General features: G+C 54.8%; 13 protein-coding genes and 1 tRNA gene. 10 read left to right on the top strand and 4 right to left on the bottom strand.

The window, feature by feature from the left end; translation table 11 throughout:
- The first annotated feature begins 560 nt into the window (after positions 1-560).
- From F6A13_RS10000 to F6A13_RS09960, 10 genes are all read left to right on the top strand, one after another.
- A complete protein-coding gene (locus F6A13_RS10000; protein WP_151528175.1) occupies positions 561-1,061 on the top strand; it encodes a hypothetical protein in 501 nt (166 codons plus the stop codon).
- A 13-nt stretch (positions 1,062-1,074) separates the two neighbouring features.
- The gene (locus F6A13_RS09995; RefSeq protein WP_151528174.1) at positions 1,075-1,860 is read left to right on the top strand and encodes a hypothetical protein; all 786 of its coding nucleotides are present in this window, start codon (positions 1,075-1,077) and stop codon (positions 1,858-1,860) included.
- A 166-nt stretch (positions 1,861-2,026) separates the two neighbouring features.
- Positions 2,027-2,191, top strand: coding sequence for a hypothetical protein (locus F6A13_RS15415; protein ID WP_192796457.1), 165 nt, complete (start codon positions 2,027-2,029; stop codon positions 2,189-2,191).
- A gap of 75 nt (positions 2,192-2,266) precedes the next feature.
- Entirely contained in the window at positions 2,267-2,599 is a 333-nt protein-coding gene (tnpA, locus tag F6A13_RS09990; RefSeq protein ID WP_151528173.1) for an IS66 family insertion sequence element accessory protein TnpA, read from the top strand.
- Positions 2,590-2,937 carry an IS66 family insertion sequence element accessory protein TnpB gene (tnpB, locus tag F6A13_RS09985; RefSeq protein ID WP_012536650.1) on the top strand — a complete coding sequence of 116 codons (348 nt, stop codon included), beginning with the start codon at positions 2,590-2,592 and terminating at the stop codon, positions 2,935-2,937. The genes tnpA and tnpB overlap by 10 nt, the downstream gene beginning before the upstream one ends.
- 49 nt (positions 2,938-2,986) lie before the next feature.
- The gene (tnpC, locus tag F6A13_RS09980; protein WP_126605549.1) at positions 2,987-4,624 is read left to right on the top strand and encodes an IS66 family transposase; all 1,638 of its coding nucleotides are present in this window, start codon (positions 2,987-2,989) and stop codon (positions 4,622-4,624) included.
- 398 nt (positions 4,625-5,022) lie between these two features.
- Positions 5,023-5,499 carry a hypothetical protein gene (locus F6A13_RS09975; protein ID WP_151528172.1) on the top strand — a complete coding sequence of 159 codons (477 nt, stop codon included), beginning with the start codon at positions 5,023-5,025 and terminating at the stop codon, positions 5,497-5,499.
- Positions 5,500-5,625: 126 nt separating this feature from the next.
- Entirely contained in the window at positions 5,626-7,149 is a 1,524-nt protein-coding gene (gene istA, locus F6A13_RS09970) for an IS21 family transposase (protein ID WP_215886354.1), read from the top strand.
- 11 nt (positions 7,150-7,160) lie between these two features.
- Positions 7,161-7,946: an IS21-like element helper ATPase IstB gene (gene istB / locus F6A13_RS09965; protein ID WP_172959310.1), complete on the top strand. Its 786-nt coding sequence runs from the start codon at positions 7,161-7,163 to the stop codon at positions 7,944-7,946.
- 155 nt (positions 7,947-8,101) lie between these two features.
- On the top strand, positions 8,102-8,815 hold the full coding sequence (locus F6A13_RS09960; RefSeq protein ID WP_151528171.1) for a hypothetical protein: 714 nt from the start codon (positions 8,102-8,104) through the stop codon (positions 8,813-8,815).
- 187 nt (positions 8,816-9,002) lie between these two features.
- On the opposite strand, the gene F6A13_RS09955 is transcribed toward F6A13_RS09960, so the two are convergent.
- The 4 genes from F6A13_RS09955 to F6A13_RS09940 all read right to left on the bottom strand — a co-directional run bounded on the left by F6A13_RS09955 (position 9,003) and on the right by F6A13_RS09940 (position 12,036).
- Positions 9,003-10,001, bottom strand: coding sequence for a site-specific integrase (locus tag F6A13_RS09955; protein WP_151528170.1), 999 nt, complete (start codon positions 9,999-10,001; stop codon positions 9,003-9,005).
- A gap of 102 nt (positions 10,002-10,103) precedes the next feature.
- Positions 10,104-10,179 (bottom strand) — tRNA-Ala (locus tag F6A13_RS09950).
- Positions 10,180-10,251: 72 nt separating this feature from the next.
- Positions 10,252-11,259: a class I SAM-dependent methyltransferase gene (locus F6A13_RS09945; protein ID WP_126604278.1), complete on the bottom strand. Its 1,008-nt coding sequence runs from the start codon at positions 11,257-11,259 to the stop codon at positions 10,252-10,254.
- 15 nt (positions 11,260-11,274) lie between these two features.
- On the bottom strand, positions 11,275-12,036 hold the full coding sequence (locus F6A13_RS09940; protein WP_113526557.1) for a sulfite exporter TauE/SafE family protein: 762 nt from the start codon (positions 12,034-12,036) through the stop codon (positions 11,275-11,277).
- Position 12,037: the final 1 nt, after the last annotated feature.

Below are 12,037 nucleotides of genomic sequence, written 5' to 3'. Positions count from 1 at the left end.
CTTATGACACGCGCTGAAATAATCTTTTTGGGCATGTGAGCAATGACCTACCGCCTGTATCGGAGAGACACTGTACTAAAGGGGGATTGGTATTACGCCTTGAAGTGCAAAGGCTGCGGCAAACTCATGCATGTGCTCGACGACGCATCTCGCGGTGCAAATCCGGTCCGGATGGTCGGCGACGGCGACCTAAGCGTCCCGTGCAGACGGTGCGTCCACGATGATCTGTATTCCGCAGATGATCTGCACATTGTTCATGCGGCAGAATCATTTCCCTCAACGTATCCGGAAAGAGAACCCATCTCCGGGGCGTCGAGAAAGCCACTCGCTAAGTCGTTCCCAAATGCAAAGGCCACAATGGGGGTAGGTTACATCGAGGATCGCCCGAAGGCTGCCGCGCTTGTGGGGCGCATAGTTACCTCGTGGGCCGATATCGAAATTCAGGTCACTAGGCTCTTAGCTGAACTCATGGGAGCAAACATCCCTCAGGTTGCAGCGGTATTCGGTTCGTTAAGAAATAGTCGCTCACAATCTGATGCGCTATTGCAGCCGCAGAAGCAGTGCTTAATGATCAGGACTTATTGCTCTTCCAGGCCTATATCGCAAGAAAGGCTTCACTTGAGAAAGAGCGGAACGATTTGGCACATGGTTGTTTTGGGGTATCTGTGAGCATCCCTGACCATATAGTGTGGGTGGCGCAATCAGACTTTCTTACATTCACTGCCGCACATAAGGCGAATCAAAAGACCTTCGATCTCAAAGAGAAACAGTTCGTATATGAGATTGGAACCCTCGAACGCATCGCCCAGGAGATCGTGGAGTTCTACAACCAGTTGGGCTTCTTAACTGGGTATCTAACTGCTCGCCGCGACGGCCCGCGCGGAGAGGCCTTTCGTGCACAAAGGTATCCCAAACTATGCGCTCAACCCCATATCAATGAAGCTTTGGTGGCGACCAAAGCCAAGATGCAACGGGGGGGGGACGAAATGACGCCCAACAAAGCGCTGCAGCCGACCGCCTACTCGCTGCGCTCGCAGGCGTCGACTAAGCTTGAGCGTTAGACAAGGGGGCCATGTGCTACTCGTAACCTTCGATTCAAATGTTTGGCGACCTGTAGGTGATCCTTCAAGATTCCCAAACGACCCAATGCACGCTTCATTCAAGAAAATCCATGCGGCTCTTCAAAGCGGTCAAATTGAGGGCCGATTATCGGAAACTGTTTTTACGCTTGAAGGCATCGCCAAAGCGGATCGAAAGAACCTGCTTGGCGGTTACAAGCCGAAGATTGACATAACAGAAGATGTACGCCCAGACGGATCAATTCATCTCGGATTCAGCATTGGCCCTGACCTTGCCGCACATCCTGGAAACAACAGCTATCTCAGTTTGCATCTAAATGACGCACTGGCTCTCGGATTCAAACTGATGCACTGCCATAGGATTGCTGGATTAATTAACCAAGACATCAAACCCGAGTGGTACGCCAAAACCCAGATAACCACTACTGACGTTGCAAACAAACTCGGAGAGGTTGGGCGAAAAATTGAAACTGCTGGAGCTGGTATCGCATGGATAAAATCCATCGGTGCAGCCAATGCACAGCCCACAGAGCATTGGTCGCAAGGGCTAGCTAATGCGCCCTCGACAGAAGACAAAATAATTGCCTCAGCTGTCGCAGAGTGGGCAGATGGCGACATGGTGTCGGCTCACGTTGCTTATCAAAACCACTATATATGCACAAGAGATGCCGCGAAGGCTGCTGGCTCCAACTCTGTTTTCTCTCCAGCAAATCGCGTCTGGCTTGAAAGAGATTACGGTGTGAAGTTCATCTCACCCGTGGAGCTTGGAAACCTTGTCTAACCCGGCAGTCAAGAGGGACGGCTCAAAAGCGCACGTTCGCCAGATAATTATCGTAGTCACACGAGTCTCCACGGGCATAAAGTGCATCGCCTATTTTCTTGGGACGATGTTCTAAAAAATTTTGAGTGTAGTAAAATATGGTAAGATTTTATTTTTAGGAATTCACATGAATCTCAGTCCGCAAGAGCAGCAATGGCTAAAAGAGTATGAATCTAGAAGCGATGTGGAACTTGCGCTTTTGTCCGTCTATACTGGAATCGGAATCGATAGCCGCAACAGGGCAGCATTGGCTAACTATGTGCTCGAACGCCGTAATGCCGAAATACGGTAAGCGTCTAAGCAACCCACCTTCCCAAATTTCCTGACCTGACCGATCCTGATCTGCATTCAGCGCGGAGGGATGGTGATGAAGAAAGAAGAGAAAGTCGCTTATTGGCGGCAGCAGGTAGAGGGATTTCAGGCGAGCGGACAGTCGGTCAAGAATTATTGTGCGCAGGCGGGGATCGCCGTAGCCACGCTGCATTACTGGCGCAAACGCTTTGCTGATTCTGCACAAACGCCATTGCTGTCCGCCGTGCCTGAAGGGTTTTTTCCGGTGACTCTGGCTGCGTCGGTCAGGACGCCTGTTTCACCGGTGGAAATTCACCTGTTATCCGGTCGTAGCCTGAAGCTTGCGGCGCCGGTAGATACCAGCTGGCTCCAGACCTTGGTGCAGATTCTGGAAAGACCATGTGGCTAAATTCGAGCAGCCGGATCTGGCTCGCGGCAGCGCCCGTAGATATGCGGTTAGGCTTTGATGGCCTGGCGGCCAAGGTACAGGGGGTATTGGCTGCCGATCCTTTTTGCGGTCATGCTTTTGTCTTTCGCAACCGCCGAGGGGATCGTCTGAAATTGTTACTGTGGGATGGACTGGGCTTCTGGCTGGTGTATCGCCGTCTGGATCAGGGACGACTCCATTGGCCCCGCGCCGATGCCGGTGCCATAGAACTCTCCGCTGCGCAGTGGGCGATGCTGGTAGAGGGGCGCCCGTGGACGCCGTTACCGAGCCTGGAAAAATGCACACCAACACTGCTGTAACTAGCGGGAATTTCTTGTATAAATAGCCCAGTTCCGATACTATTTTCTGATGATTTCAGCGCCGCAAACGCCTCTTCCCACCAGCCCGGACGCCCTGCGCGATCTGGTGCTGAGCCTGCTGCAACAGCAGGAGGAACAGGAAGCGGAACGCACCCGGATCATCGCCCAACAGCAAGCGGCCATTGCCCTGCGCGATGAAACCATCGCCCGCCTGGAAAGCACCATCGCCAAACTGCAGCGCTGGCGATTCGGACGCCGTTCGGAAAAGCTCTCTCCCGACCAGATCAGTCTTTGGGAAGAAGCGCTGGATACCGAAATCGCGGCGATGGAAAGCCTCCTCGAAACCGTTCTGGAAGACAGTGCGGCCGTGACCGCTGGCCGTGCAGAGGGAGCAGCCGCCGACGCGCAGACCGTAGCGGTCCCCGCCCGTCCCGTACGCCGGCACCCCGGCCGCATGGCGATCCCCGCCCATCTGCCCCGGGTAGAAGTACGTCACGATCCCAAGACTTGCACTTGCGCGCAATGTGGGGGTCCACTCGAAACGGTCGGGGAAGAGATCAGCGAAAAACTGGATTATATCCCCGGACGCTTCCAGGTGATTCGCCATATCCGCCCCAAACTGGTCTGCCGCCCCTGCGGTACCCTCGAAAGTCCGGCATTACCGGCACAGGTGATTGACAAGGGCTTGCCCACGGCGCGCCTGGTGGCCCATGTGATGACGGCGAAACACGTGGATCACCTGCCTTTGTACCGGCAGGAAACCCAGTACCAGCGAGCGGGCGTACCGATCTCTCGCGCCACCCTCTGCAGCTGGCTGGGTCAGGGCGAATACTGGATCAGCCTGCTCGCCGAAGCCTGCAAAAGGGCCTTGCTGGAAGGAAAGATTCTGCACGCCGACGAGACGCCCTTGCCCGTCCTCAACCCCGGCAGCGGCAAGACGGACAAAGCCTATCTCTGGGTGTATCGCAGCCAGGCGGATGCCCCGCATCCCGTCGTGGTCTTTGATTATGCCCCGGACCGTAAGGGGATCCACGCGCAACACTTCCTGGGCGACTGGAAAGGCATTCTCCAGACCGATGACTATGGGGGGTATGATGCCCTCTACCGCAAGGAACAGATCATCGAAGCGGGATGCTGGGCGCATGTCCGCCGCCACTTCTATGACGTGGAACAGCGGGGTCCCAGTCCGGTAGCCCAGAAGGCCCTGGCCTGGATCGTCAAACTCTACGCCATCGAAGCGGAGATCAAGGAATCTCTACCAGATCAGAAAGTCGCCGCCCGGCAGCAGCGTGCCGGTCCCCTGCTGGAAGCCTTCCATGCCTGGCTCACGGAAACCCAGATGCAGGTGGCGCCGAAAAGTGGCATCGCTAAAGCCATCGGCTATGCCCTCAACCGTTGGAAAGCACTGACGCTCTACCTCGAAGAAGGACAACTCAGCATCGATAATAATCCGGTGGAGCGAGCGCTGCGGGGCGTGGCCATTGGTCGCAAGAATTTTTTATTTGTTGGAAATGATGCCGGTGGCGAGCGTGCCGCGTCCTTCTACAGCATCATCGAAACGTGCAAACTCAACGGCATCGAGCCCTTCGCGTACCTCTGTGACGTGCTCGAAAAGCTCCCGACCTGGCCCAACAAAAAACTCCACGAACTCTTGCCGTGGAACTGGAAAAAATCTGCATTAGCCTGATTGGCGCCAACCCGCAAGGGTGGGTTGGCTGAACGTTTACGAAATACGTGATGGCAGAGAAGAACGAACCTTGATGCACGCTGAGCGTGCACTTAAAATATCCGAGGAAGCGAAAGATGCAGCGGTTCAGCAAGCTCGCTGGGCACAATGTGCAGCTATAATTTCACTTGCCGCCCTAATCTTTTCCGTAGTTGGGCTATTCATATGAATCAACGTGAAGAATCGAGGCAATTTTCATCCGTAACACCTTGGCGAAGACGCTAATAAAAGTGTTTTAGATGTTCCATAAGCGAATCCTTCTATGTGTCTGGTGACAAACTGAAACAATGACTATTCGTCAATGGGAAAAAAGGCTAAGAGACCTCTGGATTCTTCTAGAGCACTGCCATGCTACTTACATGGAACCCGACATCTTTCGAATGAACATAAATCAGTTTCTACAAACATCGCGTACGGTCACTTTTATTATTCAAAAGAACAAGGCATCTATTCCTGACTTTGAAACTTGGTATGGAGGCGCAATACAAGACTGGGCCACAAATCCCATCATGGTCTGGGCTAAAGACTCACGGAACAAGATTGAGAAAGAAGGAGATCTTGAACTCAACAGCACCCTTAATCTATGCTTAATTTTCTCATACATCGTTGAGCAGGATGTCAAAATAATCACTGGAAGATCTGAGTTACTTAAAGCTGGTACAAAAAAGCTTATCCGATTTGCTCGGAAAAATATGCCATCTCACGTGATCGAATCATCTGCTATAAAAATTGAAAGAAGATGGTGTCACGGATCGGCAATATGGAGCCAAACCGTAGTCGGCGTAATGGCGCCACCTTGGGATCGGCGTAATGGCGCCACTTCCGGATCGGCATAAAGGAGCCAGTTCGGAGTCGGCGTAATGGCGCCACCCACATAGTGCTTCAGTAGGGTCTTGAACTTCCCTTGGATCGGTTACCCTCCCAGCTTTTGGGGGGTGACCATGAGTAATCGGAGGTTTGAGATGTTTACGATTCGCCAAATCCTGGTGCGGATGCGCCAAGGGGATCGGGACCGAGAGATCGCCCGTTCCGGACTCATGGGGCGCAAGAAACTGGGTGCCCTACGTAATCAGGCTGCGCAGCACGGCTGGCTCGATCCCCAGCAGCCTTTACCCGACGACTGCGCGCTCGCCATCCTGCAGCAGCACCGCCAGCAGGCCGTGCCTGCCCAGTGTGTGTCCACCCTCAAAGACCATGAGGAGCAAATCGCCAAGTGGGCTGCTGAAGGCATACAGGGCACTACCATTCACGCTGCCCTGGTGCGCAATCACGGGTACACCGGAAGCTACTCTGCAGTGCGTCGCGTGCTGCTGCGTGTCGCACCGGTGAAGGTGCCCGATGCCACTATGCGCCTCATTTTTGCACCCGGCGAGGCCGCGCAGGTGGACTTCGGCGCTGGCCCCGCCATGATCGATCCGGTGACCGGAGAGATCCGCAAGACCTGGTTCTTCGTCATAACCCTCTGCTGGTCCCGGCATCAGTATGCCGAGATTGTCTGGAATCAGACGACGATGACCTGGCTGGCCTGTCACCGCCATGCCTTCCAATGGTTTGGTGGTGTTCCGGGTCGAATCATCATTGATAACGCCAAGTGCGCCATCACCAAGGCCTGCATCAACGACCCCACGGTCCAGCGTTCTTATGCTGAATGCGCCGAAGGATACCTGTTCAAGATCGATGCTTGCCCTCCACATGATCCTGCCAAAAAAGGAATCGTGGAGTCAGGGGTCAAATTTATCAAAAAAGCCTTCCTGCCCCTGCGCGATTTCCGTGACCGCGACGATGCCAATCGCCAGCTTCAGGAGTGGATCCGAACAGAGGCGGGCCATCGAATTCACGGCACTACCCGTCAGGCGCCTCTCACCCAGTTCGTCGAGGTGGAGAAACCCCTCTTGCAGCGCCTACCGGAGACGCCTCCCGAGATCTCCGAGTGGAAGCAACCCAAGGTGCACCGGGATGCTCACGTCCAATATGCCTATTGCTTCTACTCCGTTCCCTTCCGTCTGATAGGACAACAGCTCTGGTTGCGGGCTACCGATACCACCATCCGGATTTACCAGGAACATGAATTAGTCGCCACCCATCCCCGGCTGTTCCAGCACGGCACCGCCTCCACCGTGGCCGACCACATGCCGCCAGAAGCACAGGCCTGGCAGAGTCAGGATATCCAGTGGTGCCTGCGGATGGCGGAGGCTATCGGACCGCACTGTTACGGCGTCGTTCACCAGCTCTTTGCCGATCGCGTGCTGGTCAATCTGCGCACCGTACAGAACATCCTGCGACTCCGGGACAAGCACACCCCTCAACGGCTGGAGGCGGCCTGCGCACGGGCTTTGCGCTTCAGTAATCCGCGTTATGGGGCGATCGCTCAGATCCTCAAGAAAGGCTTGGATCAAGAGCCGTTGTCGCCCGTAACTCCCGAATCCGGAAGCACCTATACCAGTGGCGGTCGCTTTCTGCGCGACAGCGCTACGCTATTTCATTGAAAGGAATTCTGATGCAAACCCAAGAGTTGAGCAGTAATCTTCGCGCCCTGCGCCTGTCCGGTATCCTGGATTCCCTGGAAGCTCGTAATCGGCAAGCGGTGGATGGTCAAATGGCCTATACCGAGTTCCTCGCCATGCTCCTGCAGGATGAAGTGGCCCGCCGGGACCAACGGAAATTCGACACCCTCCTGCGTCAGGCCCACTTCCGGAATCACAAAACCCTGGAAGACTTCGCCTTTGACCGGTTACCGAACCTGAACCGCTCTCTGGTGCATGATCTGGCTACGGGTCGCTACCTGCAGGAGCAGGCACCTATCCTGATCGTCGGGCCCTGTGGCACCGGCAAGAGCCATCTCGCCCAGGCGCTGGGGCATTGTGCCATCCGCCAGGGGGTGGACGTGCTCTTTATCACCCAAGGTGATCTGGTGGGCTCCCTGCATGCGGCGCGGGCCACCGGTGGCTTTGACCGGCGCTTCCGCCAACTCGCCAAGGTAACCCTGCTTATCATCGATGACTTCGGACTCAAACCCATGCGCCCGCCCCATGATGAGGACTTCCACGACCTCATCGCCGAACGTTACGAACGGGTTTCTACCATGCTGACCAGTAATCTCGACTTCGCCGAGTGGGGGGACGTCTTCCCGGCCAACCGCATGCTCGGGGTAGCCACACTGGATCGGCTACGCCACGGCGCCTATCGACTGATCCTGGAAGGCGATAGTTTTCGCGCCCCACGACCGCTCCCGGAATCCCCCAAAAACACCATTGCGAAAGGAGCCAAAAACACCCATTCTTAACACCGTTCGAGACCCCATTTCAGGCACTTTGAAATGGCGCCATTACGCCGCACATCGGTGGCGCCATATTGCCGGTCAGTGACAGATGGGTTGCTAACTCTCTACCTGGCTGGGAACTCCTTCATGCCTTCAACTATATTTACAGGACGTTATATATGACTTGTAGGGATCTGGCTAAGCACCTGGGTAGCGTTATTGATGCCACGGTGCCAGATCCAACAGCGCTATTTTATGTATATGAAACTGCTCGCCAAGTTCGTTATCTGAAGCTGTCAGACTTAAAATGCCACTATCAGCATATTAAGCGAGTGCCTGTAGACCGGATGTATAAGCCGCCGGAAACAATGGCAGCCACGATGCATCGAATTCAAGACAATGTCTCTCGTGCAGATTCAACCGAAAAGATATTTGAGGCGCTATCCGAAATGGCAGAGAGGATGTTTGAGCGTGACGGCTTCCATGTGCCAATGCTTTTTATGCTAGATCGACACCACACGATAATCGATTTTATGTCGGTAGAATTTAATGATCAAGTAGAGAAATATATATTCTGGCGCAATATATCTGATCGATTCGTCGCGAATAAAGCCGCTAGTGTTGTTTGGATTTGTGAAGCATGGATCAGAGATGCGAACAAGCTTAATTCTTTGGCTATCAACAAACTCTCAATTATTGGTGAAAGACTTTACATTAATTTGCTAGACGATACGGGTATATCCAAGAGTGCTGGCTGGGAAATAATTCGCAGTATTGATGGCCAAAATATGGCATTGAAGAAGTTGGAATATGATGATTTAAATGGCAAAATACCATTCTTTTTCGCACCTATTCTTCATGCTATAGGGTTGCCATACCCTGATTACTTCTAGCGATTAAATGATGTCACAAAAATAATTCTAGCCTAAGTCATTTCTTGGTTTGGCTGGCTTCAGTTGGCAGTGTGTTTAGGCATTTAATCTGTAACTGAGCGGAGTTATCGCGAGTCAGAATTTACGATGTCGATGACAAGATACATCCAACAACGTCCGCTTCCTGTACCGGCCCTTCGGGTAATATTCACCCCAGCATCTTCGCCAGGTCCTCCGCTCTCAAGTGAGTATAGCGTTTCAGCATCTGCAAGGTCTTGTGCCCTGTGATGGCCGCCACCTGCATGGGATTCAAGCCCTTCTCGAAGAAACGACTGGTGGCCTCGTGGCGGAGGTCGTGAAAGCGTAGGTCCTCGATACCTGCTCGGTGGCAGGCGCGAGCAAAGGCTTGTGTGATGCTATCTGCCCTGACACCCCACACCTCACCATCCATACGGCGGGGTAGGGCATCTAGTACGGCTAAAGCGCGACTGGACAGCGGTACTCGGCGCGGATCACCAGTTTTGGAATCTGGCACTGAAAGCACATGTGTCCTCATATCTACATGCCGCCAGAGCATTGCGGCAATCTCGCCTCGACGCATGCCCGTTTCCAGGGCGAAGCGAATGATGGTGGGGAGAGGTTCACCATACTCTTGCGCAGCCGCCAACAGCCTTTTTTCCTCATCACCCACCAGTCGCCGATCTCGCGCATTGTTGGGCTTCTGCACGGACACCAAGGGCACAGGATTGATCAATCCGGCCAAACCCCATTCTTTGGTCGCCACAGTAAAGAGATGGGAGAGCAAGGACAGACGACGCTTGATCGTGATGGGGCTATAACCATCGGCCAGCATGGCATCCCGATACTTCGCAATGTCTTTGCCTTGGATAGCTGCCAGATACATGCGGGCCAAGGGGGATTCCTTGGCCTTTCCTATGATGGAAAGTTCCTGCACAGCACCCTTTTTGCGACTGGATACTTCTTTCGAGTAGCGATCCAGAGCTTCCGCCAGGGTAGTGTTCTCAGCCTCGCTCCGATTGCACCAGACGCCCCGGAGCATTTCACTCTCTGTGATCTTGGCCCAGGACTCGGCGTCTCTCTTTGTGCGGAATGTCCGCGTCTGGGACGGAAACCCGCGTTTGCGAATGATGGCTTGCCAGCCAATCACGTTTTTATCCTGGTCTTCCCTGGGGTTGATGGTCGCCATGCTGCACCTCACGCTGCACCCTGTTTCCGGACTAAGTGCAGCATAATTGCAGCGAAAAAGCAACAAGGGGTTAGGCCGTTTCGCCTAACCCCTTGTTTTGTTTGGTGGAGCGGAGGAGGATCGAACTCCCGACCTTCGCATTGCGAACGCGACGCTCTCCCAGCTGAGCTACCGCCCCATTGCCGCGTAGGATAAAGGCAACTCCCCCGTAATGCAATGGGCGGCACATGGTGTTGGAAATGGCCGAGCCTTACGCCCGGCCCACCACCACGACATCGCTGCCAAAGGGGAATATTTCTGGCTTCAATCCCGCCTCGCTGAGGGCTGCGGCAATTTCCTCCGGATGCAGGAAATGGTTGCCCTGTATGTGTTCGGTCAGATTTTGAAAGGCCATGCCGCGTAGCGGCGGCTCACGTAGCACGCGGTGATTGTCCGGCCAGGCTGGCTCCCAGATGACGATGGCGCCTTCAGGTTTCAGGCTGGCGTGCAGTCGCTGAAAAATCTCACCACGGTTTTCCCAGACATGATGCAGGGCGCGATTCATGGTGATGAGGTCGGCGGGCTCTGGCAGGGAAAACTGATGGATATCACCTTCATCAAAATGCAGGCGATCGGCAATACCCTCGCTTTGGGCCTTTTCCGTAGCTTGGCGGATGTTTTCGGCGAAACCATCCAGCCCCAGACCACGCAGATGTCCGCAGCGTGCGGCGAGTGCCCGCAAATACCAGCCATTGCCGCATCCCAGGTCCACCGCCAGCCCACCGCGAGCATCGACTTCGGCAAAGATGGGGACGGCCGGGCAGATTTTCTCCTCGAACGTCTTGCGAAAATTGTTCTCCAGCATCAGCCCAAACCAGGGCAGAATAGTTTCGCGTTCGGCCAGCACCTTTTCACCGGGGCGCTCCCCCGTGCGCATGAGACCCGCCGCCCGCTCCGCCATGTGTGCAGAAAGTACGGCACCTACCGCTACGCCAACGCGGCTGTTTTCGGCTTCCGGGCGCATGCTGTTGCCATCCTCACTCAGTCGCCATTGCTCACTATCGGACAGTTCCAGCCAGCCAAACGCATAGGCGGCATCACACCAGCGCAGCACGTAGCCGGTATCCATCCCGGCAGCGGCCGCCAGCGCTGTGCTGTCCGCGTTGCCCAGAGTATGGAGGGTGCTAAAAAGCCCGTTGACGACGCCAATGAAAGCGATATTCAGGGATAATGCGCCCTGAGCCTGCTGCCGAAGTTCATCCATGCTGCGTAACGCCATGTCACACTCCCTCATTCAGATGAGATATTTCAAACCGACCACCGCAAGTACCGCGAGAGTCCCCATGAGAAAAGCCCTTTGATTGATGCGCAGATGCAAGCGATTACCTGTCCACAAACCGAGCAGCACCGGTGGAATCAGCAGGAGAAAACCCACCGTCAGTTGCCAGGTCAGCAAGGCCAGCGCTATGTACATAAAAGCCCGCAGAATATTGTCCGTGAGGGCGATACCTTGAAACGTGGCGCGAAAGGCGCGTTTGTCGAGATGGCGCATTTGCAGATAGGCGACAATGGGCGGACCCCCGCCGCCATACAAACTGCCCACCACCCCGCCGAAAATGCCCAGCGGCATTCCCCAGGGCAAGGCGACCTGGGGTAGTCGCTCAGGCTTCATGACCAGCGCATAAACCACGTAGGCGAGAATGAACACGCCGAGAAAGCGAGTAAGATTCTGGGCATTGGTATCGGCGAGGATAAAGGAGCCGAAGGCCAGCCCGATCAGGCTGCCGGGAATCAGCCAGCGTAACTCCGGCCAGCGCATTTCCTGAAAGTCATAGGCGCCGAGCAGCACGGAACCGAGCAGGTCCAGTAGCAGCACTACGGGCACTACTTCTTTGATGGGGAAGATCAGTGTCAGCAGTGCCACCGAAATCAATCCGGAGCCAAAGCCGATCACTGCGCGGACATAAAAGGCGACCAGGATGATCACCCCCGCGATGGCCCAGAGCAATGGATTTTGGATCAGCGTGGCATAAGACAGAGAGGCATGCATTATCATA

The organism is Acidithiobacillus sp. 'AMD consortium' (assembly GCF_008926505.1).
Classification (GTDB): Bacteria; Pseudomonadota; Gammaproteobacteria; order Acidithiobacillales; family Acidithiobacillaceae; genus Acidithiobacillus; species Acidithiobacillus ferridurans.
Note: the sequence above shows the minus strand (reverse complement) of the source record. Positions and strands in the feature narration are given on the sequence as shown.